This is a genomic window from Paraburkholderia kirstenboschensis, assembly GCF_904848585.1.
Taxonomy (GTDB): Bacteria; Pseudomonadota; Gammaproteobacteria; order Burkholderiales; family Burkholderiaceae; genus Paraburkholderia; species Paraburkholderia kirstenboschensis.
The window spans coordinates 34,774-59,802 of record NZ_CAJHCR010000012.1 but is presented as its reverse complement, the minus strand read 5'-3'; the positions used below and the strand labels follow the sequence as shown (position 1 = coordinate 59,802).

Below are 25,029 nucleotides of genomic sequence, written 5' to 3'. Positions count from 1 at the left end.
CGACGTCTCCGGGTTAGATGCGGTACATCGTGACGACGCACGCACCGCCGAGCCCGACGTTATGTTGCAACGCGACGCGGGCGCCCTCGACCTGGCGCTTGTCGGCGTCGCCGCGCAGTTGCTTGACGAGTTCCGTACATTGCGCGAGGCCGGTAGCGCCGATCGGGTGTCCTTTCGACAGCAGGCCACCGGACGGATTGACGACATAGCGGCCGCCGTAGGTGTTGTCGCCGTCGTCGATGAATTTCGCGGCTTCTCCCTCCGGGCACAGGCCCAGTGCTTCGTACATGATGAGTTCGTTGTGCGCGAAACAGTCGTGCAGTTCGACTACGTCGACATCTTCCGCGCCGACGCCAGCCGCTTCATACACTTTCTCAGCGGCCTCTTTTGCAAGACCGTAACCAGCCACGTATCGCAGATCGTCGCCTTCGAGTGCGATCGGGCGATCCGTGGTCAATTCCTGGGCGGCAATCCATACGCGGGAGTCGAGCTTGTGCTTCTGTGCGTATTCTTCGCTGCACAGCACCGCCGCCGCCGCGCCGCAGGTCGGCGGACAAGCCATCAGACGGGTCATCACGCCAGGCCACATTACCTTGTCGACAAGCACATCTTCGGGGCTGAGAACCTGGCGAAATACCGCGAGCGGATTGTTGGACGCATGGCGGCTCGCCTTCGCGCGAATTTTCGCAAACGATTCGAGCGGCGTGCCGAAGCGCTTCATGTGCTCCATGCCCGCTCCGCCAAAGATGCGCAGCGCCGGCGGCACTTCGGGCGGCACGCCCAGACGGTCGCACTGATCGAAGAACAGGTCGAGCGGCAGCGGGCGGTCGGTGAAACAGCTGTTCAGCGCGCCGGCGTTCATCTGCTCGAAGCCGACGACGAGCACGACGTCCAGCGCGCCGGACTCGATCGCCTGGCGAGCGAGGTAGAGGCCCGTTGACCCCGTCGAGCAATTGTTGTTGACGTTGATGATGGGCAGGCCCGTCATGCCAACGTGATACAGCGCGCGCTGGCCCGCGGTCGAATCGCCATAGACGAAACCGGCATACGCCTGCTCGATCGCCTCGTATGCGACGCCTGCGTCGTCGAGCGCGAGCCGTGCCGCGGCCGCGCCCATCAGATCGTAGGTCTCGCTGGCGCCGGGTTTGGTGAAGGGAACCATTCCCACTCCGGCCACTACCACTTTGCGCGTCATAACTGCTCCTGTTTCGTTTCGCATTGTTTGCGCCACATTGGCGAACTGACGACGATTGATGATAGGGGCCGTGCGCCGGTGGACGCCCCTTCCTTTTTTAGGGGTCGAGAACGCCGCCAAGTTGCGCATAGGCGAACTTTATTGAACGCTCATACCGCGCTTACGCCGCCATCCGCGGCGAGTATTTCTTCCAGTTCGTCGACTTTGCGGGCCGACAACATGACGCGCGCGCCCTGCTCGCCGAGCGCTTCGGCGATCTGCAGGCCGAGCCCGCTGGAACCGCCGGTAACGAGAGCCGTCTTGCCGTTGAGATCGAAGGTTGCCGTGCAGTGCGCATGCTCATCTTCCGTTGATGTGTTCACCCGATCGAAACCACGCGACGTGCATGTCGAGCGTCGTCCGGTCGAGCGACGCTAAGACCCAGCCCGTGTTAGAAACGCTCCACCGGTTGTGACGACGGTTCCTGCATTACTCACGATCCCGTTTCTTCAATCGAGCCTACTGTCTCGTGATATCTGCCATGGTCCAGGATCGGTCGAAAATCGCCGGCTCTGGTCCATACAGCCGGAAGGCCGCAAACCACGGCTTGCCGGGCGCGGTATAAATCCAGTTCTCCGTTTTGCCCGCCGGCGGCACCGGTCCGAAATAGATGTCGATCGATCCGTCCGGGTTGCGTTGCAGACCCTTGTCGTAGGAATCAATGCCAACGCGCGGCGCATGACGAATGAATCCGCTTGTCTCGCTGTCGTAGACGTTGACCGCCCAGAACTGCCACGCAGGTACATGCGGCGGCACGCGGAGACGATAGTGAGTCGATCCGTCGAGCAATTCGCCCTGCTGGTCCCGCCAACTCGTCAGATAGAAAGTCGCCTTGCCGAGCTTTTGCGGTGGTGCGTAGGCAAGGAAATAGAGCGCGCCGCGCAGTCGGGTGTCCACGCCTTGACCATCGTCGAAAGTGAAATGCGTTTTGACGGCCAAGGGGACCGGCGAGACGATGCCCCACTGCAAACCGGGCCACCAGGGACGTGCGCCGGACTGAAGCGTCTGGCGAAAGCTAGCTCGCGCCTCCAGCGCGGCGGCGTGCATACGCGCGCGCATGGCTGCGTCCGGCATAAAAGGTTTGCCCGGCTCGATGCCGAGCGCGCGCAGTCGCACGTACGCACCGGCGTCGCGCGGCAGCGCCGGCTCCTCGCTTACCATGCGCGCGAGACGAACGAAATACGTGTCGTCGAACTGGACAATCCCGTCGAACACCTTGCCGTCCATCTCGATGAGGCGCTGTGGCGCGTTGCCGGATGCGTTGGCGAGACTCGACACATGCATCTTATGGACAAAGGCGTTCGCCTTGCGGAGGTCGTCCGGCAACAATGTGCCGGGTGTCACGCGAATCAGCGCATAACCGTTGTACGTGTCCGACTGCAGAGCAACGTAACCCGCCGGCGGCTCGCCCTCGAAACCCGGCGGCAGCAGCAGGTAGCGTGCGCCATTTCCCATGTCTTCGCCTTCCCGCCCCACATCGGCCAGCGGCACTTGCCAGCTGTTCAGCACGCTGCCGAATACGCCGATGCCCTCCGCCGCTGGGATATCTATAACCACCGGGCCGTCCTTGAGGTTGTAGTTGAAGTAGACGTAAAGCGACGACGAATTGGGTGTGGTTGTCTGGTTCTTCCAGTCTGCCGGCCGCGACCAGTAGACGATATCGTTGTAGTGCGCCCCGGCGTCGCGCAAGTACGCGTCGCGCATGGCGTCGACGCTGACGATCGGCATGCCCCAGACGGCGGCGTCGAAGGCGTCGCGGCTATGCGGTTCGTCGACGGGCGCCTGGGCGATTATCGCGGCCGAACCCGTTGTATCTGCAACCTGCGCGATGGCGGGTTGGAGCAGCAAACTGCCAAGGGCGAACACCCCGCATACATGCCATGCCCGCAATGTTCGATTCATCGGATTTCCTCGCAATGCAGTCACGAACGATTGAAGTGCCATCAAGATTGCCGACGCGCGTGGACTATCTGAGCGTCTTGTCAGCGCGCCTGCGCCTCCGGAAACTTCCAGCGGCCATCCAGGACCTCGGCACGTGGACGATACATGCGGACCATGTAGTTCCAGTTGGGCGTGATAGGCAGGCAGTTCGGCACCTTGCCGTCACAGTCGCCGAATTGCACGGAAATCGCGCCGTCGGCGTCCTTTTTTGCTACGACGTTATTGACCGTGTAAGCGCTCTGGCCATTCGGCTCGAAGAAGCCTTTCTCGTTGTAAACACTGATCGACCAGAATCCGTCGACGGGAACGTCCGCTACTCTTAGTCGATAGACGGTATTCCCGTCGTTGTGTGACGGCGTGTCGTTGAGGTAGACCGTGTCCTTCTCCGGATTGCCGCCCATCGCGATGGCCGTACCGATAAGGTGACGCACCGGCGAGACCTCGCCGCGCATGCCGAACGCTCCGTTGAGGTCGGGCAGCGTCGCCCCCAGCGTGACCAACGCATCGCGGACGCGCTTCTGACTGGCTTCGTCCCAGTGCGGCACCTCGAACTTGCCCGGCGCGGCCTGTTGCACTTTGGTGCCGTCCTGCAACGCATGGACCGCCTGCATGTCCGCGGGATCGCGCACATCGGCCAGCGTTCGCACGCCGATCAGCAGGTAGCGCGTGCCGATCTGCGTGCGCGTGAACGTGTAGGGTCCGCTGCCGTACGCGACCATGGGCACATAGTTGTCCTCGCTGATAGCCGCGACCGAGCGAAAGCGATTCTCTGCGTCGGGCAGCGTGATTGTCACGGGGCCTGCATCGAGATCGAAAACGCCTACCGAATACAGGGTATCGCGGTTCGCGCGCACAACCGCCTGCCGCTCGACCGGCATCAGCTCGCGGTAATGGAAGAGTTTGCCGAAGGCTCCATGCTTCGCTAGCGCCCCGAAGTACATATCGGACTCGGCCCGCTCGAAGTTGTCGACAGTGACGGCGAGCGCGCCCGGCACAGCGGGACCCGCGTGCGCCGCGGAAGGCACGATCGCGCCCAAAATCGTCCAAAGCGCGACAGTACACAGCAGGTTGATACGCTGGTTCATGGCTCTTCCTCACGTGACACTGGTTGCCTGATCAAGCCAGCAGGATCTGGAGTCTAGTGCCGTCAGCGCGCACGCCGCCCCCTCCTTTTTGTGTAGGCATACCGCGCCGGGATAATGCGCGGGATAGCGAATCCCCCCCTCCAAACGAGGGGGATGGGTGATACCGGCCAGAGCCGTACACTCGCCACATCCTGACGGGGTGCTCCGCTCATAAGCTGGCGGCGCGCAAGGCGAAGCCGACCGTCCCGCTATCCCACTATCCCGCCTGCCCCACGCCTTAACGCCACTTGTGTCCTGCGACGTTCCGACAATGCCATTCCCCAAACTGTTGATCGAGACACGGTTCGCACCACCGCGCATCGGCGCGCAACACGTCGCGCGCGCCGATCTTCTAGCGCAGCTTGCGCAGGTCCAGCAACGCAAGCTGGCGTTGATCACGGGAAGCGCGGGCTACGGCAAGACCACGTTGCTCGCGCAATGGCGTCAGCGGTGCATGCAAGACAACGCGCGCGTGGCGTGGCTCTCCCTGACTACCGACGACAAAGGCTTCGCGGACTTCTGCTTCGCCTTCTTCGCGGCGTTGCAGAACCTGGGCGTCGCGGTCGAACTGGCGTTACCGGTCGATCGCGTGAGCGCTGCGTCGATCGACGAGACGGTGTCGTCCATACTGAGCGCAATCGAGCCGCTGACAGACGAGCTGTATCTGATCCTCGACGATTACCATCACGTCGAAGATCCGGGCGCGCATCGGCTGATCCAGCGGCTGATCGAGCGGTGCCCGGCAAATCTGCATCTGCTGATCGCCTCGCGCGCGGTGCCTCCGCTCGGCCTGAGCCGCCTTCGAGTGATGGATCAGATGGTCGAGCTCGACAGTGCGAAGCTGCCCTTCTCGTCCGCCGAAACGCGCAGTTTTCTCGAAGGCAACCTCGGCCCGGGCCAACTCAGCGCCGACGACACCGGCATGATTCACGACCTGACGGGCGGCTGGCCTTCGTGCCTGCAACTGATCGTCATCATGCTGCGCAACCGGCCGGGCGCGCGCAACCAGCTGAGCGATCTCGTCTGGCGCTCGAACGATTTGCAAACGTGGCTCAGCGAGGAAGTAATCGCCACGCTTCCGCCGGATCTGGTCGCGTTTTGCGAGGACATGTCGCTTTTTCGGCGCTTCAATGCACCTCTTGCGGCCTTCGTCACGGGGCATCCGAACGCCGCCGATCTCCTCGCGCGCATGGAACTCGAGAACCTGCCGCTTCAGCGCGTCGATCTGGACGACGAACTGCCGTGGTTCCGCTTTCATCGGCTATTCGGCGAGTTCCTCGACACGCGCGTCCAGCGGCGCGGCGCGGCGGCACTTGCGCAACTGCACCAGCGCGCAAGTCAATGGTTCGCCAGACACAAGCTGGTAACCGAGGCCGTGCGTCACGCGAATCTGGCCGGCGATGTCGAGCTTGCCGCACAGGTCATCGAGCAAGCGGGTCCGGCCACGTGGACGCTCGGCTACGTCGGCCCGCTGCTTCAGTTGCTGGAACGGCTGCCACACGAAACGCTGCTTGAGCATCCGCATCTGGCGGAGCTGATGTGTCTTGCTATTTCGCTGACGGCACTGCCGGCGCAAGCCGAGGCCCAGCTCGATCGACTGGGCGTCAACGATCCAGCACGCTGGCCGAGTGCGGCGCGCAGTCTGCCGCTCGTGCGCGCCGTTATCGCGCTACAGCGTGACGACACGCAGCAGACGATCTGTCTTCTCGAATCGCATCGCGTCGACACCGCCGACAATCCGTTCCTGCGCTATCTGATGCTGTCGGTGTTGTCGGTGGCCTACGCCGGGTCGGGACGGTACGCGGATGCGCGGGCGCTGCTCGAAAGCCAGCCCGTCCCCGCCGCCGATCGCAACAACGACATGACGATCATCGCGGAGAGCACGCACGCGCTGGCATTGCTGCTCGAAGGCGACGCCCGCGAGGCGGCCCGCATCGCGGCCACGCTTCACGCGCGTGCGCTCAAGCGGTTCGGCGAGCGGTCCGTTTGCGCGAATGTTTGCGCGGCATTTCTCGCCGACGCGCTTTATGAGTTGAACCAGACCGACGACGCGCGCGAGACGCTCGCCAATCGGCATGGCCTGCTGGAGTCGTCGGGCGTCGAGGTAACTGTCCGCGCGTCGCTGTGCCGGGCGCGCCTCGATCTTCTGCAGGAGGGCGCGGGCGCGGCGCTCACCTTTCTGCGCCAACAGGCCGCGCGCTTTCGCGGCCTCGGATATGATCGGCCGTTCGCGTTAATGCTGGCCGAGCAGATCCGCATTCATGTGAACCGCGGCAATCGTGCCGAGACCGATGCGCTTCTGCAAACGCTCGACACGCTCGCAGCGCAACACGAGCATAGCCAGGGGTTCCTCGTCGAGGTCCGAATTGCCGCCGCGCTGTCCCACGCCCGTGTGGATCTGTCGACTAACCCACAGCGCGCACGCAAAGCATTGGAGACCGCGCGCCAGCACGCGCTCTCGATAGGACGCGGCCGTCTCCTCACGCTGATCGACTTGCTTTCCGCGCGTGCCTTCGCAAGCCTCGGCCGTGCCGACGAGGCAATGGCATTGCGCAGCCGCGCGGTGCAATGCGGTTGCCGCTATGGCCTCACGCGCACGTTCCTCGACGAAGGCGCACTCGCGCGCGACGAACTGGCGCTCGTCGTGCAGGCGCAAGTGCTTCACGGTCCCGCGCTACAGTTCGCGCAAGGTCTGCTTGCCACGTACCCGGCCGGGACAACAACGGGACACCTCGCTCCATTGCCGAGGAAAGCCAGCGGTGCCCGCAATGGCCACGCCACGCTCACGCAACGAGAGATACAGGTCCTCGGGCTCGTCGCGCAAGCAATGTCGAACAAGCGCATTGCGCTTGCGCTCGACATCACTGTCGAAACGGTCAAGTGGAATCTGCGCAATATCTTCTCCAAGCTCGGCGTCTCCCGCCGCTACGATGCGATGGTTTGGGCGCGCAATCAGAAGCTCATCGACTGAGCCGCTCGTTCTCAAACCGCGTCGCGAGTTCGGGCACGACAGAGAACCGATCTCCGACAAGTCTGCAATCGGCCACGCTGAAGATCGGCGCTTCCTCGTGCTCGTGCCGCCTTTCGTCCGCTATTCGGCCATCGCATGCGCACAACTCGCGCGTCCCACTGGCGCACGTTGCAGCAGAAAGTGCGACAGCGCGGGAATCAGCACCAGAGCCCCGACCATGTTCCAGATGAACATGAAAGTCAGCAGCACACCCATGTCGGCCTGGAACTTGATTGGCGACCACGCCCACGTGACGACGGATGCCGCCAGCGTCACGCCGATCAATGCGATCACCTTGCCGGTGAAGCCCAGCGCCTCGCGATAAGCGGCTTCGAGCGTCGCGCCCTGTCGTTGCAGCGCCAGCTGGATGCTCACGAGATAGAGCGCGTAGTCCACGCCGATGCCCACTCCGAGCGCCGTGACGGGCAACGTCGCGACCTTCACGCCAATGCCGAGGGCGACCATTAGCGCCTCGCACAGAATCGACGTGATTACGAGCGGCACCACGGCGACCACCACCGCGCGCCAATTTCTGAACGTGACGAAACACAGCGCGATCACTGCCGCATAGACGAGCACGAGCATCATCCTGTTGGCCTTTTCGACCGCAATATTGGTCGCCGCCTCGATGCCCGCGCTGCCGGCTGCGGGCAGGAACTGCAGCGTCGCCGTGTCGTGCTGCGCGGCAAAGCCCTGGACGGCTTTCACTACCTGCTCGAGCGTCTTCGCCTTGTGATCGGCCAGATACGCGATGACCGGTGCCACCGAGCGGGCGCCGTTCACGAGTTCCGGATTGGCCACGTAGCCGTTGTTCACCGCATCCGTCGAGACGAACGGATCGCGGCTGATCGTCATCCAGCGCGGATCGCCTTCGAAACCCGCAGCCGTATTGCGGCGGCTCACGCCGCTGATCGACTGCGTGGTTTGCACGCCGTCGACATCGCGCAGGACCTGTTCGAGGTTGTCCATCTCCATCAGTGTCCGGTAGTCGTTGACGCCGCCCGCGCGCGTCTTGACGATCACGGCGAACTGATCCGTCGACAATCCGTAATGGCTCGTGATATAGGCATTGTCGCGGTTGTAGCGCGAGGTGGCGCGCAATTCCGGTGCGCCGGGGTCGAGGTCGCCAATCTTCAGATGCCGTGCGACCACGAGGCCGCCCGCGAGCAGCGCCGCTGCGATGCAGACGGCGATACAGGCCGGTACCCGCCGCGTGAACGGCACGAGCAACGTGGCAAGCGGATGCCGGGTGCCCGCGCGCAAACTGCGCGATGCGGCGGCAGCGCTTACGCCCGTGTACGACAGCATGACCGGCAGGAACACCAGATTCGTGAAGATCAGAACCGCCACGCCTGCGCTGGCCGCCACCGCCAGCCCGCGTATGACCGGAATGTCGATCAGCATCAGCACGGCGAATCCGACCGCGTCGGCCAGCAGCGCGGTCAGGCCGGCGAGAAAGAGACGCCGGAACGTATAGCGCGCGGCGACGTAGCGGTCGGTGCCGCGGCCAATGTCCTGCATGATCCCGTTCATTTTCTGCGCGCCGTGTGACACGCCGATCGCGAAAATCAGGAACGGCACGAGGATCGAGTACGGATCCAGATCCACACCGAGCAGATGCACGATGCCGAGTTGCCAGACCACGGCCGCAAGCGAGCAGCCGATCACGAGCGCGGTGCTGCGCGCGCAGCGCGTGTACCCATAGATCACCGCCGTAGCGAGCGCCGCCGCGGCGGCGAAATACAGTGCGACCTGCAACAGCCCTTCTATAAGGTCTCCCACGAGCTGCGCGAAACCGATGACGTGAATCGCGATGCCGTCGCGTGCGTGGTCCTGACGTATCCGGTTGAGCGCGTCGTGCAGTGCACGTGAATCGAGCGGCTTGCCGCTATCCGCGTAGTGGTCGAGCAGCGGCAGGAAGATTGTGCTCGACTGCTGGTCGTCACCGATGAGCGATCCGACAATGCCCGCACGCGTCACGTTCTGGCGCAGCTTCGCGATGCTCTCCGGCGAGCCGTCGTAGTCGTCGGGCATCACCGGGCCGCCCTGGAAGCCTGTCTCCGTCACTTCGGCCCAGCGCACCACCGGCATCCATAGCGATTTCACGAAAGCGCGGTCGACGCCGGGCAGCAGATACGCGCGATCGTTGATGTCACGCAGCGCGCTGAGGTACTTCGGGTCATAGATGCTGCCGTGGCGATTTTCGACCACCACGCGCACCGAATTGCCGAGCGAACGAAGCGAGTCGAGGTTCGCCAGATAGTTGCGGATGAACGGACTCGATTGCGGCATCATCCGTTCATAGCTCGCGCTGACGTTCGATCTTGCCGCCGCGAAGCCCAACAACGCGGTCAGCACGATGCAAACCGACACGATCCACAGACGGTTGTTGAAGATCAGGCATTCCAGCCGCGATCCGGACTTCGCTTCGAATTCCGCCCGGGAGCGCACGACCGGCGTGGCGTCGCCACGATGAGATTGGGGATGCATGGCAATACTCTCTTTGCTGGTTCAGCGGACGGTTATCGCGCCGATGCGAGGCTCGCGCCGCTCAGCGACGTGAGCGCGAGCATGTCGGCGGAAATCGGCACGACGCCTGTCAATGCCGCCGCATGGCGCAATTTGAGCGGGCTGAACGAGTCGGTGGCGCTGTCATACAGCGTTGCTTCGCCGCTCGATGTGACAAACACCATCGCGTGACGCGCTTCGATGGGCGCCGCGCTCGTCACCCCGCCATGCAGCGGACTCTTCAGGGCGACCCAGTTCATGCCGAGATCGGTGCTGCGGTAAATCGTGCCGCGCAAGCCGTAGGCGAACAACGCGCGCTCGCCGCCCTCAATTCCGAAGAAGCTCCCCACGTAGCCGGTCGGGGTCGCCGAGAATTTTCCTGTGGTTCGGTCGAGGCGGTACACCATGCCTTTTTCACCCGCAATGAAAACGTGGCCCGCTATGCCGCGAATCGCGTTCAGATGCAGAAAGTGCGGATTGTCGATGCGTTCGAGCATCGGCAGCCACGTCTTGCCGCCGTCGCTCGTGGCGATCGCCGACCCGAACGGCCCGACCGCCATGCCGTGTTGCGCGTCGTCGAACCACACGCTTAGCAACGGCAGCGACGGCCCCTGCTTGTAGTTCAGCGCGAGCTGCTCCAGATAAGGCTGCAACGTGGCGTCGCCGTTTGCGATTCTTGTTTTATACGAGGCCGTCAGCGCAGCGGCCGCCATGCGTCCGTCGAACTGGCGTGTCCACGTGTTGCCGGCGTCCGCGGTATGCAGCACCACGCCGTCGTGGCCGACCGCCCACCCGTCCCGCTCAGTCGGGAAGCTGAGCGCGAGCAGGTCGCTGCGAACCGGTGCGGCCGATTGCCGCCAGTTTTTTCCTGCGTCGTCCGAAACAATGACCAGGCCACGCATGCCGACTGCGATGAGACGGGCGCCGGCTCGCGCGACCGCCATGACGGGCCGGCCGGCGACATTGCCGTGCATCAGCGCAGGTGCGTCCAGCGGATCGACGAATGCGCTTTTCTGTGCGGGCGCCGCAGCGGGAGCGGCCTGCACGTTGAAAGCGCACGCAGCAAGCGCGAGCAACAGCGAAGCTGTGCACAGCGCCCTTCGATATTTCATTTGCGGCATCGTCTTCCTCTGTCTTGCGATCTGGCGCCGCCCTTCGCCGGGGCATGCCGGCGAAGGGCGAACAAAGCTCGGTCCAACGGTTCATCAACTCGGTTCGCGCTTTAGCGCAAGCCGGTTCCCGCCATGCCCGCGGGCGTGAAGAGATTGGCCTTGTCGAACTTGTCCGACACGCGCACGAGCGGCTGGCCGTTCTCCGACGTCGTGCCCGTGACGAAGTAATTGCCTTTCTCGAGGTCGTAGAAGTTGTTCTGGAAGGTGTACACACCGCCGCCGTCGTAGAACGGGAACGTATGCGTGAGGCCGACGCGCCACAGTTTGCCGTCATGGCCATAGCCGTCCGCTTCCACGAACGCCCATGCGTCCTCATCGACGTACAGCATGCGTTTGGCGTAGGCGTGGCGCGCGCCCGCTTTCAACGTCGCTTCCACCACCCACACGCGATGACGTTCCCAGCGCATCGCATCGGGCTTGATGTTCTTCTGGCCCAGCACATCGTCCGGAGCAAGCTGCGAAAGGCGATAGTTGTTGTACGGGATGATCATCTCCTTCTTGCCGATCAGCTTGAAGTCGAAGCGATCCATACGGCCGCGGAAAAGGCCTGCTTCGTCCCAGAACTCGACGCCGCCATAGTTCGCCGCCGGGGTGTCGTACTTGTAGTCGGGCGCCATGCGCACACGGCGCTGGGCCGGAAAATACGCCCAGCTCTCCTGGTCACGCTCGGAATAGTTCATCGAGTAGTTGACGAGAGCGGTCTGCCCCGCCAGGGTCGGCGGCGTCTGAATCTGCGCCCACAGACGGTCGTATGGATAACCCGGCTTGCTGTCCGCGTTCTTCGGGTCGTAATACGGACGGTATTCGACGAAGTTCAGCACAGGCAATTGCGTGCGGCCACCCGACGTGTCGACGAGCCAGCCGCCGAAGTTGGTCACCGAGAACTGCGTGCGCTGATAGCTGAGGAGCGCGTTCCACATCACCTCGTAGCCGTTCTTCGGGATCGGGAACGGCACGCCGCCAAACGCGCCTTCCACGCCGTCGCCCTCCACTTTGCCGACGAGCTTCGCATTGGTCGCGTTCTTCAACGTGTTGTCGAGCACCCATTGCGGATATGACACCGAGCGATGCGTCGGATAGACGTCCACGCGGTATTCCGGGAAGCGCTTGAGCAGCGCCTGTACGCCGGGCGTCAGACGCTCCGCATACTGCGCCATGTTCGCCGCCGTAATGCTCGCGACTGGCTTCTCGCCCTTGAACGGGTCCGGCCACTTTCCGCTGTTGGCCGAATAGCCCGCGGGCGGCGAGGTCAACCCGCCGGTGTAAGCGGGAATGTCACCGTCCGCGCTCGCCGCTTTCTCCGCACCGAATGCCGTGAGCGTGGTGCCGAGCTGCCTGGCTTCTTCGGCCGACACGCCCGCCCATGCGCCGGCGGCGTGCAATGTCACGAGGCCGGCCGCGGCCACATGAAGCAGAGTTTTCATACGTCTTTCTCCTTTTTGCGATGAATCCCTCAGAACGACGACTGAAAGGTCAGCGAGACCCATGGACGGTCGTTGAGGTCGATCAGACCGTTGCCGGTGCTGTTGTAGGGCAACCCGCTCGGCGTGACCGCGGTGGTGTTCACGTGAGCGTGATAGCCGATGTAGGAAAGCGTGAGCGTGGCGCGCTGGCGGATCAGCGCCTGCACGCCGATCGAATAGGTGAAGAAACCCTGGCCGCCCGCCGATGAGCCGGGATTGATCGGCGTCGTGCCGTAGAGACCGCCGGACAACGAGGTGGGCATGCTCAGGTCGATGCCCGGGAATACCTGGAGCCATTGCGGCGCGAACACGAGGCCCGCGCCCACGTAGTCTTTCGTCGAGCAGCCGTTCCACTTGTTGTTGCTCGGGCATCCGGCGTAGCCCACGCCGTTGTAGAGCGACGCGTTCTGCGTGACGGAGAGCAGACGTGTGTAGCCAAGTTCAGCCGTCAGCGTGCCCGTTTGCCACAGCGGCGTGCGCGGCAGCGGCACGATGGCGTTCGTGACGACGTTGAGGATGTCGCCCTTGGCCCCCGTCGTCTGGTTTGCGATGGCCGGGCTGAGCGCGGTATTGAGCGCGGTGTTGTGCCGATACGATATTTCTACGCCCACTGCTGTGCTGGCAATCGTCGTGTCCAGGCTGAAGCCGAAAAGCTGCACGCCGCGGTTGTAGGCGAGGTGATAGTCGGTCGGCAGCGCCCGGTTCAACGCGGGAATGGTCTTCCAGTTCGCGAGCACCCACGGCTGCGTTTCGTCGAGCCGCCGGAAATAGAAGCCCATGCCGCCATTCAGGAACTCCGGCGTCCAGCCGATCTTCACGCCGAAATTGTTGTCCACTTGCGGCGGCCTGATCGACGGGCCTTGCGGGATCACGTAGCCGAATGGCCCACCGGGCGGTAGCCCGAGGATCGGCCGCACCGCGCCCGGCAATGTGGTGATGAAAAGGCCCGAGGGTCCCTGGGCCACCGCGTCGTTTGCTTCGATATACGTTCCGCCTGTCGGCAGCCGGTTTGGCGCCCAGCCGAGTTCGTACTGGCCGGACACGGACACTTCAGGCGTGACCTGCGCGGTCAAGCTGATCTGCGGGCGCGGCAGCAGCAGTTCTTTCGTCTGCGTGCCAGGCGAGTTGTAAGCCTTGATGCCGTCCGTCGCCCCTTGAGCGTACGAGATGCCCTGGGTCGGCGACAGCATCGAATTGCCCCAGTACTCGGTGAACTGGCCGGCCTTCAGATAGACCGCACGGCCGCCAATCTGCGTGTTGTAGAACGCAAACGCGTCGAGCAGCTGCGCGCCCTGCACGTAGAAGCGATTTGTGTAAGAACTGTAGGTGCCGTTCGGATACGAACGCAGCGACTGATACGTGACTCCCGGCGCATAGAGGCCAGGATTGGTGACGTTTCCGCTGCCGTATGCAAAATCCTTCCATGCGGACGCCGAAACGCGCACGCCCACGTACCCCTGGTAGGCAGCCGTGAACTCGGAGAGAATCGCGACACGGTTGGTGACGACGTCGCCGGCATGGCGGAACTTGTAGTCGCCGTCGTCGTAGCTCGGGTTATTGCCGATCATCGGATCGATGCCGTGCGCGCGCACTCCGAGGTTGTAGCTGATGGTGTTGTCCCAGTTCACGTCCCAATCGGACGAATCGGTACTGAACTTGAATGCGTATGCATGCAACGGGATGGTGGCGGCGATCACGCTCGCCAACACGGTGAGGCGCGGCAGGGTCATAGCCCGGCAATCTTTTTTGTCTTTCCGATACATCTGCTTGTCTCCTTTTGTTTTCATTGCTCAGCATTTCTATGTGCTCGATCCTCCCCGGTTGACGCTCCCGCGATCCGCACTCCGGCGCCGTCATCCTCACGCTGCTTCAGAAGCCGAGCGAGCCGCTCAGTCATTGCTCGATGCCGGATAGCCATGCCATAAGGTGCCAGCACGCCGCCCCTGCCTCCCCTGTAAAAAGGAGGGGGGTGGGTTTACACGATCGGGGCGGTCTCGGCGTTCGGCACGGAGTTCGGTGCGTAAAATATCTAGCGAGGCTATTGCATCGGCACCCCGCGAAAAGAAAGGGGCCGCGCCATATGCGAGCGCCTAAAATCGGCGCAGTGCTGGAGCGCGCAGGCGCGGCGCGCACTGGTTGAGCCGACGATAAGACTCTGGAGACATGAGATGAAAATGAACTTTGCACGCACGTTCGGCTACACCGCGATGCGGTACGCCAGCAACGAAGCGCTCGTGAACATCGAGCGGCAAAGACGCTACACGTTCAAAGAACTGCATCTGGTGACCAACAGGATCGTCAACATGATGCGCGAGCGCCTGGGCCTGTGCCGTGGCGACGCATTCATGTGCCTGCTCGACAACGACAACATGTCGCTGCTGCATGCGTGGACCGTGCTCAAGGGCGAAGCCGGCGCGGTGTACACCAACTTCCGCGACTCGCTGGAGGAGCACTGCTGGCAGGTGGACTTCATCAAGCCCAAGGTGGTGTTCATAGAAAACACACTGCTCCCGGCCTACTTCGACATCCTGATCGAACGCGGCGTTACCGTGGTTTGCATGGACCCGCCCGACATGCCGCGCGACGGTCTCCACTATTTCTGGGATCTGGTCGAGGGCAGCAGCGACGCGAACCCGGAGGTCGAAAGCGATACGCTGAACGACATCCTGATCTATCGCTTCACGGGCGGCACTACAGGCAAGAGCAAGTGCGCGCAATACACCATCGACAACTGGATGGCCATGCGCGACGCGTCGTACTTCGAGAACGAACAAACGTTCCATGACACGACGCGCAACCTGCACATGGCGCCCATCAGCCACGCTTCAGGCTTCAGCGTGCTGCCCACCTATTTTCGCGGCGGCTGCAACGTGACACAGAACGTCCCGGACTTGCGGCAATGGTGTATCAATGTCCAGACGGAGCGGATCACCAACGCCCTTCTCGTGCCAACGTTGATCTACCGGCTGCTCGAAGTGAAGGAGACGGCCGCCTACGATCTCTCGTCGCTCGACACGATCTACTACGGTGGCGCGCCGATGAGCCCGGCAAAGCTCCAGCTCGCGCAGCAACGTTTCGGCAATGTCTTCACGCAAATTTACGGCGCGACGGAGTGCCTGCAGATTGTCGGTATCCTGTCGAAGGCCGACCATCTGAGCGCAGTCGAATCGGGGCGTCTGGCGTCGGCGGGCCGCGTCGGCACAGGCATTGAACTCAGAATCGTGGACGACGCAGGCACAGACGTCGCACCTGGCGAGACGGGGGAAATCTGCGTACGCTGCAGAGGCACAATCTGCGGATACTTCAACAACCCGCAAGGCACGGCCGCCGAGTTCGTCAACGGGTTCTGGAAATCGGGCGATCTCGGCTATCTCGACGAAGCCGGCTATCTGTTCATTGTCGATCGCAAGAAGGACGTGATCATCAGCGGCGGCTTCAACGTTTACGCGATCGAAGTAGAAGCCGCGCTGAACTCGCACCCGGCGGTCAGCATGTCGACGGCGATCGGCATTCCACACCCGGAATGGGGCGAAACCGTGCATGCCGAAGTCGTACTCAGGCAGGACATGCAGGTGAGTGCCGAGGAACTGATCGAGCACGTCAAGCGCTCTGTCGGCCGCTTCAAGGCGCCCAAAAGTGTCAGCTTCGTGGAGACCTTGCCGCTCAGTGCGGTTGGCAAAGTACTGCGCCGTCATGTGCGCGAGAAGTACTGGAAAGGTCAGTCGCGCCGCGTTGGGTAGCGCTTGGGTAACCATTGGGTAACACTTCCGTCTAGATGTGCCCGGCGTTGCGGTGTTGGGCGCGTCGTGCAGCACGGCGTGGCCTTGTCCCGTCTCACTTCATCTGCGCAGCTGAACCGCACGCCAAAAAAGCCGCCTCGCCGGTTGACCGTCGAGGCGGCAAACGTATCGCATGAGAGTCATCTGCGATACGTGTCCGGTAAACCCGTTCAATGAGGCCGCGAACCGCGCGAGCCGGATGCCGGCCCACGCGCCAATTGCTGCGGCTCGATGAATTTCACGTTGGACATTCGTCCACAGCGCACGCACCGGACTCCGCGCGCGAACTTCACCCGCTTGCGTGGCGAATCAGGCTGCGGGCGCGAGGAAAACCTGCACCTGCTCCAGTACTTCCGCATAGGCGCGCGCTGTCGTCCAGTCAGCGATCTCCGCGAAACGCGCGGCCACGCCCTCCGGCGTTAGCTCCGCGTCCGTGAGGCGAACCGGTGCGGTCTCCATGATCGTCGCGGTCGAGAACGTGCCGCCGCCGGCGCCCAGAATCACCTTCGAAGGTGCCTGCTCGCTGCACAGATACAGTACGCCCGGCGTCACGCGCTCCGGCTGGATGCGTTGCAGCGCCTCGGCGGGCATCACGTCTTCGGTCATACGCGTGGCCGCGACCGGCGCGATCGTGTTCACCCTGATGTCGTTCTTGCGGCCTTCCACGCTCAGCACGTTCATCAGGCCGATCAGCGCCATTTTCGCCGCGCCGTAGTTCGCCTGGCCGAAGTTGCCGTACATGCCAGCTGCGGAGGTGGTCATCAGAATGCGGCCATATTGCTGGGCGCGCATGACGTCCCACACCGCCTTCGTGCAATTGATCGAGCCGTGCAGATGAACGTCGAGCACCAGCTTGAAGTCCTCGGCCTGCAGCTTCGCGAAGCTCTTGTCGCGCAGAATGCCGGCGTTGTTCACGAGGATGTCGACGCGACCGAACTCGGTCATGGCCTGCTCGACCATTGCCTGCACCTGCACGGGGTCCGCGACGTTCGCGCCATTGGCGATCGCGGTGCCGCCGGCCTTGCGGATCTCGTCGACCACGGTCTGTGCGGCCGTGCTCGAACTGCCGGTGCCGTCACGGCTGCCGCCGAAATCGTTGATCACGACCTTCGCGCCGCGCGCGGCGAATGCAAGCGCATGTGCGCGACCGAGGCCGGCGCCCGCACCTGTGATCAGCGCAACTTTTCCGTCGAAGCGGATACCCATGGACGTCTCTCCAAAGTCTTGAATAGATGAATGAACCGGTCTGGCGCGGCGCGATATCTCACTCGCGACAGGCGTCACGCCGTGTATTTAGATGCTACGGGTTCAGCATAAGACGACGTGGTGCGACCGGCCCCCGTCCAGATTGGGGGGCATGTGCATACCGCGAGCGCCCTCCCCCCACGAGGAGAGGGGCGCGAGCGCGGCGCCGCGTTCATAGTGAACGCAAACCACACCTATTAGAGAGAGAAAATGACCGACGTATCAGCAGCATTCCTGAGCGAACAGGAAGTGATGATCCGCGATTCCGCGCGCACCGTCGCAACAGAGATCGTCGCCAAGACCGCAGCCGAGCGCGACCGCACTCACGCGTGGCCGGGAGACGAGCTCGACGCTGTCGCGAAACTGGGCTTCCTCGGCATGCTTGCGCCGGAGGCGCACGGCGGCTCGGGCGCCACTTTCGTCGAGTACTGCCTCGCTATCGAGGAACTGGCAGTTGCCGACGCGGGCTTCGCCACGGTCGTCCACGTGCATAACACGATCATCGGACTGATCGCGGCACAAGGCACCGAAGAGCAGAAGCGGCGCTTTCTACCTCGCCTCATAGCGGGCGAAACCTATGCGGCCGGGCTTTTTTCCGAACCCCAAGCAGGTTCGGACACCACGGCGTTCAGCACGTCCGCACGGCGCGACGGCGACCATTACGTTCTCAACGGCACCAAGCAGTTCATCTCGAACGGCAACAAGGCCGGCGTAGCCGTCGCGCTTGCAATCACCGGTCAGAGCGCGGGCAAGAATGGCGCCAGCATGTTCATCATCGACACGTCCGAGCCCGGCTATCATGTCGCACGCGTCGAAAACAAACTGGGCCAGCGGTCGGCACATCTCGCGCAGATCCAGTTGATCGACTGCCGCGTGCCCGCCGGCAACATCCTCGGCGAGGAAGGCAGCGCGTATAAGAAGATGCTGCGCGGCATGTCCGAGGGCCGCATAGCGATCGCGGCGATTGCAGTCGGGACCGCGCGCGCCGCGCTCGACGCCGCTGTGCGCTACGCCAGGGAGCGCGAAGCCTATGGCGCGCCGATCATCAACTTGCAGGGCGTCGCGTTCGATCTTGCCGACATGGCGACTCAGGTCGAGATCGCACACCAGTTCGTGATCCATGCGGCGCGGCTGTGTGCGGCGGACCTGCCGTGCGCGAAGGAGCCGTCGATGGCCAAGCTATTCGCCTCCGAGATGGCTGAGAAGGTTTGCTCGGATGCGCTGCAGATCCACGGCGGCTATGGATACCTGAACGACTTCCCCGTCGAGCGCTTTTACCGCGACGTGCGTGTCACGAAGATTTACGAAGGCACGAGCCATATCCAGAAGCTGATCATCTCGCGCAATCTTTGAACGGTGTGCAACGAGTTTTTATTGCGCCCGGTACGAGCAAAGCCCCGGTATTACGACCGGGGCTTTTCATGCGCACACTTCAGGTAACGTGACGAGGCGGGGCGTGAAGCGGCAGGTGCAAGCTGGCAACGCGCTCTACCGCAGCCGCAGCCACAATCGCAATCGCAGTGGCCGCTACTTCGCCGCGAACTTCGCGCACGCCTCCCGAAAGAAAGACGAGCGAACGAGGCCGCGCTGCACTTCGCGCTCGGCGGCAAGTGACTCCTTGATCGACATGTGCGCGGCGTCGTCCACGAGGCGCCGGCACTCTGCTATCGCGTCTTTCGGCAATGCAGCGAGCTTATGTGCGAACGCGAGCGCCTGCGGCAGCAATTCTGTGTCGTCGACGCAGCGCCATACCAAGCCCCACTGCTCCGCCTGCTCACCGCCGATGCGATCGCCGAGCAACGCCATGCCCAGCGCGCGTGGACGCCCGAGCGAGCGCGCGATTACCCAGTTGATGCCGAGATCCGGCACCACGCCGAGCTGCGCGACCTGAGCGACGAGAAAGTACGCCGAGCGCGCGCAGAGCACGATGTCCGCAGCAAGCGCGTAGCCCATTGCACCGCCTGCGCACGGTCCGTTCACCGCGCTGATAACAGGCACCGGCGACCCGGCGATGAAGCGCGCAATCGGGTTACCGAATTCCTCCATGAGCATGCCGATGCCGCTCGACAATGCGTCGGCACCTTCCTGCGCAAGCGCGTTGAATGCATGAACGTCCCCACCTGCCGAGAACACACGCCCCGCCCCGGTCAGTACGATGGCACGCGCACCTTGCGCAACGACTTCGGGAAGCGCTGCGCCCAGTTGCTCGAGCATTGCACGGTCCATCACGTTCCACGGCGTTGCACCCTTCATCGTGAGGATTGCGACGCTCTGCTCCCAACTGATTTCAACCATTGAACGACTCCCCCGCCGAATTGGCCGGCCAGCAAATGAGTATGCGTAAGCAACGCGGCGTGCGACCGTTGACCAACGACAACAGGACGCCGCAGCAATTGCCAGCGTCCTTCGTCACGTCGTGCACTGAAGTGCGGCGCCGCGCCGCGTCTGCCGACGTTAAGCCTTACCGAGAATGGCGATATGCTCGAGCGCCTCTTCCACGCGCCACAGACCGCCGCCGTTGCCCTGGATCGCGAAGCGGGCGCCTTCGACCTGACGCGCTCCGCAATTTCCGCGCAGTTGCTCGACCAGCTCGAAAATCTGCCCGAGACCGGTGGCGCCGATCGGGTGTCCTTTCGACTCGAGCCCACCCGACGGATTGACCACGATCGAGCCGCCGAGCGATGTCTCGCCCCGCTCCGCGAGAACGCCGCTCGCGCCCGGCTCACGCAGACCCAGCCCTTCGAACGTAATCAGCTCCCCGATCGCGGTCGCGTCGTGCAGCTCGGCAACGTTGATTTGCGACGGGCCGATGCCCGCCTGCTCGAACGCGTCCTTAGCGGCTTGCGGGGTGCAGGCGTTCGCATAGTCGTCCGCCGCGCGCGCGGAGCCCGAGCGCAGCACGCTTGCCATCACCTTGATCGCACGCTTGCGATCGAAACCGTACTTTTTCAGCGCGCTTTCCGTACAGAGGATGGCGGTAGCCGCGCCGTCGGAAATCGGCGAGCACATCGGCAACGTCATCGGATAGGTAATGGGCGGCGCGGCCAGCACTTCGTCGATTGTCATCGGCCTACGGTATTGCGAGCGCTCGTTGTGCACCGAATGATTGTGATTCTTTGCCGCGACGGCCGCGATCTGCCGCTGCGTGATGCCAAAGCGCGACATGAACGCACGTCCGAGCGCCGCATACACGTCCATGAACGGGCTATACGGCTTGTCCGACTGCGAACCCGGCGGCGGCACGATGTCCTTGCCCATGCCCGCGAGGCAACTCTTGTTGTCCTCCAGCGTTTCAATATCCCAGGCCGATTCGAAGCACGAGAACATCTTCGCCTTGTCGTCCGAGTACATTTTCTCAGCGCCGACCGCGAGTACCACGTCCGCCGCGCCCGCGCGCAGCTGCATCACAGCCAGATTGAAAGCCGCGCTCGACGACGCGCACGCGCCCTCCACGTTGTAGATCGGAATGCCGCCCAGCCCGATCGGCAAGAGTGCGACCTGGCCGCGAATCATGTGCTGGCCGTCGAAATGACCTTGTGCCGTGTTGCCGAAGAATGCAGCCCTGATCCATTTGCGGTCGCAGGCCGCGTCCTTCAGCGCGTCCTCAACAGCCCACGCGGTAAGCTGCTTGACGCTCTTGTCCATGTGGCGGCCAAACGGCGTCATGCTCACGCCGACGATATAGATGTCTTCCATGTCTTCTCCAGTTCGAATAATGCCGTTCGTCTCACAAGCGGCCGCGCACCATGCCTGGGGAGCGGGCCGCCGTTGCCCGGTCCCGCAACGATCAGTAGCCCTTGAATTCCGGCTTGCGCTTTTCGACAAACGCGCGCAGCCCTTCCTGTATGTCGTATGAGCGCTGGTGATTGCGCAGTTCGAGCACCTCGTGCCGCAGCGCGTCCGCGACCGGCTTGTCTGCCGATTCGTCGGCGACGCGTTTCATCTTCGCGAGTACCAGGGGACTTTTAGCCGCCAGTTTCTCGCCGATTGCCTGCACGCGCTCGATCAGTTCCGCGTCTGCGACCACCTCGGCGACGAGGCCATACTGCTTCATCTCCTGCGCGGACACGGAATCGCCAGTGAACAGCAGATACTTCGCGATGTTCACCGGGATCTTGCGTGGCAGCACGGCTGCGCCGCCGCCACCCGGAAACACGCCGAAGTTCGAGTGAGCGTCGCCAAAGCGCGCGCTCTGTGCCGCAATCACGAAATCACAGGTCATCACAGCTTCGAGTCCGCCCGCGAGCGCGAGGCCATTGACCGCCGCGATGACAGGGCGCGGAAACGCGCGCAACGTATCGAACAGTTGAATGATCTCGTCGAGAAAGTCTTTTTCGCCCGGTTGAGCGGGCGCCCCGGCGGTCTTCAGATCGGCGCCCGCGCTGAACGCCCGGCCCGTGCCCGTCACGACGACGACACGCACCTGCGGGTCTTCCCGCCATTGCATCAGCTTCGCGGTGATGCCCTGAACCATGTCGCGCGACAGCGCGTTCATCGCGTCGGGACGCGCGAGTGTGACCCAGGCCACGGGGCCTTTCAGTTCGAATGTGACGCTCATCTGTCTGCTCCCCAATCCGTGCCAGTTCTGTTGGAAGTTCGCGTGCTGCAAGTGACTTGACGCTACGCCGGAAGGCCGTTCATGCATTGAAACGATAGAGCGGTCGCCGCGCGGATTCCCCTGCATTTGCGGGGGGGGGGGCGTTCGAAAAAAATGGCCGTTTGGCCAGGGAGAAGACGAGGTTTGCGCGCGCGACGAACGTGCTAGCATCCCGTCACCGTAGAAGTGAAATCATGACGTTCCAGAACCCGCCACTCGACGAACTCAACGTACCGGCGAAATTCGCGCCGCCGCGTGTCAGTCCTCGCCATATCGTGCGTAAAAAACTGCTCGATAGCCTGCGGGACGCGCAGCATTGCGCGCTCACGCTCGTCACCGGCAATGCGGGCTTCGGCAAAACGATTCTGCTCGTGCAGTGGCGTCAGGAACTCATGAAGGCGGGCGCAGAAGTAGCATGGCTCGCGCTCACGGCGGATCATCGTCACAGCGACGTATTCTGCCGCGATCTGCTCGGCGCGCTCGCGCCTCTTGGCGTGGAGTCCGAGGCCGCGCCATTGGTGGGCCGCGACGATCGCGCGTGGCCGGTCGAGCCGGTGGCAGCGGCGATCATCGCGGGCGTGCAGCGCGTCGGGAAAGACCTCTATCTGTTCATCGACGACTTTCAGCACGTTGACGATTCCTGGGTACACGAGCTAGTGCACAAACTCGTCACTCACAGCCCTGCGAATCTGCATATGGTGATCGCCTCGCGCACCACGGCGCCGCTCGGCCTGAGCCGCTTGCGCGTGTATGGGCAACTCGCCGAGGTGGGCCTCGAAGACTTGCCTTTTAGCCTCGACGAAACGCAGGCGTTCTTCGAGCAGAACCTCGCGACAATGAAGCTCACCGCCAACGAAGTGCAGCTGATCCAGGACGTCACGCGCGGCTGGCCTGCGAGCCTCCAGCTTGTCGCGCTCATGCTGCGAAACCGCCCGGCCGCGCGCGGCCAGGTGACGGCGCTGTTGCGTCGTTCCGGCGACCTGCACAACTACCTCGCGGAAAACGTGATTGCGCCGGCGCCGGCCGCAATGATCCAGTTCCTCGAAATGCTCGCGCCGCTGCGGCGCTTCAATGCCGCGCTCGCGGCACACGTTACGCAGCACGTTCAAGCGGGCGATCTGCTGCGCCGCGCCGACGAGGAGTTGCTGCTGATTCAGCGCGTGCATACCGGCGATCGCGCGCCGTGGTATCGCTTTCATCCGCTGCTTGGCGAGTTTCTCTGCAACCGGCTCGCACAACGCGGCGATGAGAGCTTGCAGACGCTGCACCGGCGCGCCAGCGTGTGGTTTGCAAAGCATCAGATGCCGGCCGACGCCGTGCGCCATGCGAATCTCGGCGGCGATCTCGAACTCGCAGTGCAGATCATCGAGCAGTCGATGCCGCCGGATTGGCGCTTCAGTGCCGTTGCCGCGATGGTCCAGCTACTCGACCATATGCCCGAGGATGCCCTCGTCGCGCATCCGCAGCTCTCGTTCCTTGCCTGCCTGAGTTGTGCGCTGAGCGCACGCACCGCCGAGGCGCAACGCTGGCTGGAGCAGCTAGGACGTAGCGAGTCCAGGCTTCATGCCGATATGCACACCCAGCTTGCGCTGGCCGAAGCGACCATCGCGATGCAGCGCGACGAAAGCGAACGGGTCATCGAACTGCTCGGGCGCGAGCCCGAGTCGTGGCCTGCGAACCGCACGCTGCGCTATATCCACGTCGCCGCGCTTGTGACCGGTTATGCGCATGTGGGCCGCTTGCAGGAAGCGTTGAAACTGCACGACGAGCATGCCGTGCCGGGCGCCGACCAGGGCAGCGAAATCGCACTGATGTTCGAAGCGACGCTGCCTGCGGCGCTTCTCGTGCATGGACAGGTCCGCGAGACGGCGCGCCTCGCATCTGCGCTGCTTGAACAGGCAGAAGCGGGCTATGGTCGTCACTCGGTGCCGGCTGGCCTATGCGCCGCGATGCTGAGCGGTGCGTACTATGAACTCGACCGCATCGACGACGCCCGCGACGTGCTCGCCAACCGCACAGGGCTGCTATGCGCATCCTGGCCCGACGTGATGGTCGATGCTTCGGTCTGCCATGCGCGGCTCGATCGACTGGATGCAGGATCGGGCGCAGCTCTGGCATTTTTGCAGGAACAAGCCGACCATTTCCACAGCATGAACCTGCTGCGGCCGGCCGCCGTCATGCTGGCGGAACAGGTGTGCATGCTGCTTCGCGACGGCGATCACGTCCGGGCGCAAGGCGTGTTGGCAAGGCTGAAGGCGCTCGCCGACACCCCGCAACGCGCCGCCGGCACGGCAGCCGAGATTGGCGCCATTACCCTCTCGACGTGCGCGCGGCTTGCCCTCGTAGACTGCAACGCAAAAGAGGCGCTGGCAGCACTCGACCAGGTCCGCGCGTTCGCGCACGCGGCCGGCCGCGCAAGACTTCTCGTGCGGGCGAACCTGCTCGCCGCGGCGGCATGGGACTCGCTGCAGGAACGCGACGAGGCTCACCGAAGCCTGATCGAAGCGCTCAATGCAGGCGCCGATCTCGGACTCTTACGCACATTCATCGACGACGGCGAGCCTGTCGTCGCCGGTCTCGCTGCACTGCGTGGAGCACAGGGGCTGACGCCATCCGCAGCGTCGCTGCTGGAAACGGTGCTGGACAAGCTCTACGTGTCGACTGCGAGCGCTGTACGGTCGGGCAAATCATCCGCCGCGCAATCGTTGCAACACGAAAGCGTGAACCTCACGCCGCGCGAACGCGAGATTCTCCTGTTGATCTCGCAGGCCATGTCGAACAAGCGTATCGCGCTGACCTTGAACATCTCTGTCGGCACGACCAAATGGAACGTGCGCAACATCCTGAACAAGCTCGACGTCTCGACGCGTTATGACGCGATGGTGTGGGCGCGCGAACACGGCTACATCGCATAGGCCCGCCGCAGGCATACACCGCGCTCCGCGCACCCCTGTCC

Annotated in this window: 15 protein-coding genes and 1 pseudogene; 4 read left to right on the top strand and 12 right to left on the bottom strand. The window is 63.4% G+C overall.

From position 1 onward, the window contains the following. Positions 1-13: 13 nt before the first annotated feature. From JMY24_RS25750 to JMY24_RS25735, 4 genes and pseudogenes are all read right to left on the bottom strand, one after another. Positions 14-1,195, bottom strand: coding sequence for a lipid-transfer protein (locus tag JMY24_RS25750; RefSeq protein WP_128596786.1), 1,182 nt, complete (start codon positions 1,193-1,195; stop codon positions 14-16). A gap of 155 nt (positions 1,196-1,350) precedes the next feature. Beyond that, positions 1,351-1,532 (bottom strand): annotated as a pseudogene (locus JMY24_RS25745) (SDR family NAD(P)-dependent oxidoreductase); the annotation flags it as partial. Between the two features lie 161 nt (positions 1,533-1,693). After that, positions 1,694-3,136, bottom strand: a complete 1,443-nt coding sequence (locus JMY24_RS25740; protein ID WP_164853711.1) for a DUF1214 domain-containing protein — start codon at positions 3,134-3,136, stop codon at positions 1,694-1,696. Positions 3,137-3,216: 80 nt separating this feature from the next. Further along, positions 3,217-4,260, bottom strand: coding sequence for a DUF1254 domain-containing protein (locus JMY24_RS25735; protein ID WP_128596784.1), 1,044 nt, complete (start codon positions 4,258-4,260; stop codon positions 3,217-3,219). Positions 4,261-4,570: 310 nt separating this feature from the next. Here JMY24_RS25735 and JMY24_RS25730 point away from each other — a divergent pair, with 310 nt between their 5' ends. Further along, positions 4,571-7,270 carry a LuxR C-terminal-related transcriptional regulator gene (locus JMY24_RS25730; RefSeq protein ID WP_201703169.1) on the top strand — a complete coding sequence of 900 codons (2,700 nt, stop codon included), beginning with the start codon at positions 4,571-4,573 and terminating at the stop codon, positions 7,268-7,270. Between the two features lie 120 nt (positions 7,271-7,390). On the opposite strand, the gene JMY24_RS25725 is transcribed toward JMY24_RS25730, so the two are convergent. The 4 genes from JMY24_RS25725 to JMY24_RS25710 form a co-directional block, all read right to left on the bottom strand. Continuing rightward, positions 7,391-9,799: an efflux RND transporter permease subunit gene (locus JMY24_RS25725; protein ID WP_128596783.1), complete on the bottom strand. Its 2,409-nt coding sequence runs from the start codon at positions 9,797-9,799 to the stop codon at positions 7,391-7,393. A gap of 32 nt (positions 9,800-9,831) precedes the next feature. Next, positions 9,832-10,929 carry a WD40/YVTN/BNR-like repeat-containing protein gene (locus JMY24_RS25720; RefSeq protein ID WP_201703168.1) on the bottom strand — a complete coding sequence of 366 codons (1,098 nt, stop codon included), beginning with the start codon at positions 10,927-10,929 and terminating at the stop codon, positions 9,832-9,834. Between the two features lie 110 nt (positions 10,930-11,039). Next, positions 11,040-12,413 carry a DUF1329 domain-containing protein gene (locus JMY24_RS25715; protein WP_164853709.1) on the bottom strand — a complete coding sequence of 458 codons (1,374 nt, stop codon included), beginning with the start codon at positions 12,411-12,413 and terminating at the stop codon, positions 11,040-11,042. A 29-nt stretch (positions 12,414-12,442) separates the two neighbouring features. Then, positions 12,443-14,182, bottom strand: a complete 1,740-nt coding sequence (locus JMY24_RS25710) for a DUF1302 domain-containing protein (protein ID WP_164853708.1) — start codon at positions 14,180-14,182, stop codon at positions 12,443-12,445. Positions 14,183-14,620: 438 nt separating this feature from the next. On the opposite strand from JMY24_RS25710, the gene JMY24_RS25705 reads away from it, so the two are divergent. Further along, a complete protein-coding gene (locus JMY24_RS25705) occupies positions 14,621-16,192 on the top strand; it encodes an AMP-binding protein (protein ID WP_128596778.1) in 1,572 nt (523 codons plus the stop codon). Positions 16,193-16,540: 348 nt separating this feature from the next. On the opposite strand, the gene JMY24_RS25700 is transcribed toward JMY24_RS25705, so the two are convergent. Beyond that, complete coding sequence (locus tag JMY24_RS25700; RefSeq protein ID WP_128596777.1) at positions 16,541-17,437, bottom strand: SDR family oxidoreductase; 897 nt, start codon at positions 17,435-17,437, stop codon at positions 16,541-16,543. A 249-nt stretch (positions 17,438-17,686) separates the two neighbouring features. Here JMY24_RS25700 and JMY24_RS25695 point away from each other — a divergent pair, with 249 nt between their 5' ends. Beyond that, the gene (locus tag JMY24_RS25695; protein WP_201703167.1) at positions 17,687-18,829 is read left to right on the top strand and encodes an acyl-CoA dehydrogenase family protein; all 1,143 of its coding nucleotides are present in this window, start codon (positions 17,687-17,689) and stop codon (positions 18,827-18,829) included. Between the two features lie 174 nt (positions 18,830-19,003). Here the strand turns inward: JMY24_RS25695 and JMY24_RS25690 are convergent, their stop codons facing one another. The 3 genes from JMY24_RS25690 to JMY24_RS25680 all read right to left on the bottom strand — a co-directional run bounded on the left by JMY24_RS25690 (position 19,004) and on the right by JMY24_RS25680 (position 22,034). After that, positions 19,004-19,771: an enoyl-CoA hydratase-related protein gene (locus JMY24_RS25690; protein WP_128596776.1), complete on the bottom strand. Its 768-nt coding sequence runs from the start codon at positions 19,769-19,771 to the stop codon at positions 19,004-19,006. Positions 19,772-19,930: 159 nt separating this feature from the next. Next, positions 19,931-21,172, bottom strand: coding sequence for a thiolase family protein (locus JMY24_RS25685; RefSeq protein WP_128596775.1), 1,242 nt, complete (start codon positions 21,170-21,172; stop codon positions 19,931-19,933). A gap of 91 nt (positions 21,173-21,263) precedes the next feature. Continuing rightward, positions 21,264-22,034 carry an enoyl-CoA hydratase/isomerase family protein gene (locus tag JMY24_RS25680; RefSeq protein ID WP_128596774.1) on the bottom strand — a complete coding sequence of 257 codons (771 nt, stop codon included), beginning with the start codon at positions 22,032-22,034 and terminating at the stop codon, positions 21,264-21,266. A gap of 233 nt (positions 22,035-22,267) precedes the next feature. Here JMY24_RS25680 and JMY24_RS25675 point away from each other — a divergent pair, with 233 nt between their 5' ends. Next, on the top strand, positions 22,268-24,988 hold the full coding sequence (locus tag JMY24_RS25675) for a LuxR C-terminal-related transcriptional regulator (RefSeq protein ID WP_201703166.1): 2,721 nt from the start codon (positions 22,268-22,270) through the stop codon (positions 24,986-24,988). The last annotated feature ends 41 nt before the right edge of the window (positions 24,989-25,029 follow it).

Excerpts from the sequence above, each read along its gene's own strand:
- JMY24_RS25750 (WP_128596786.1), bottom strand. The coding sequence starts at position 1,195 with ATGACGCGCAAAGTGGTAGTGGCCGGAGTGGGAATGGTTCCCTTCACC.
- JMY24_RS25740 (WP_164853711.1), bottom strand. The coding sequence starts at position 3,136 with ATGAATCGAACATTGCGGGCATGGCATGTATGCGGGGTGTTCGCCCTT.
- JMY24_RS25735 (WP_128596784.1), bottom strand. The coding sequence starts at position 4,260 with ATGAACCAGCGTATCAACCTGCTGTGTACTGTCGCGCTTTGGACGATT.
- JMY24_RS25730 (WP_201703169.1), top strand. The coding sequence starts at position 4,571 with ATGCCATTCCCCAAACTGTTGATCGAGACACGGTTCGCACCACCGCGC.
- JMY24_RS25725 (WP_128596783.1), bottom strand. The coding sequence starts at position 9,799 with ATGCATCCCCAATCTCATCGTGGCGACGCCACGCCGGTCGTGCGCTCC.
- JMY24_RS25720 (WP_201703168.1), bottom strand. The coding sequence starts at position 10,929 with ATGAAATATCGAAGGGCGCTGTGCACAGCTTCGCTGTTGCTCGCGCTT.
- JMY24_RS25715 (WP_164853709.1), bottom strand. The coding sequence starts at position 12,413 with ATGAAAACTCTGCTTCATGTGGCCGCGGCCGGCCTCGTGACATTGCAC.
- JMY24_RS25710 (WP_164853708.1), bottom strand. The coding sequence starts at position 14,182 with ATGACCCTGCCGCGCCTCACCGTGTTGGCGAGCGTGATCGCCGCCACC.
- JMY24_RS25705 (WP_128596778.1), top strand. The coding sequence starts at position 14,621 with ATGAAAATGAACTTTGCACGCACGTTCGGCTACACCGCGATGCGGTAC.
- JMY24_RS25700 (WP_128596777.1), bottom strand. The coding sequence starts at position 17,437 with ATGGGTATCCGCTTCGACGGAAAAGTTGCGCTGATCACAGGTGCGGGC.
- JMY24_RS25695 (WP_201703167.1), top strand. The coding sequence starts at position 17,687 with ATGACCGACGTATCAGCAGCATTCCTGAGCGAACAGGAAGTGATGATC.
- JMY24_RS25690 (WP_128596776.1), bottom strand. The coding sequence starts at position 19,771 with ATGGTTGAAATCAGTTGGGAGCAGAGCGTCGCAATCCTCACGATGAAG.
- JMY24_RS25685 (WP_128596775.1), bottom strand. The coding sequence starts at position 21,172 with ATGGAAGACATCTATATCGTCGGCGTGAGCATGACGCCGTTTGGCCGC.
- JMY24_RS25680 (WP_128596774.1), bottom strand. The coding sequence starts at position 22,034 with ATGAGCGTCACATTCGAACTGAAAGGCCCCGTGGCCTGGGTCACACTC.
- JMY24_RS25675 (WP_201703166.1), top strand. The coding sequence starts at position 22,268 with ATGACGTTCCAGAACCCGCCACTCGACGAACTCAACGTACCGGCGAAA.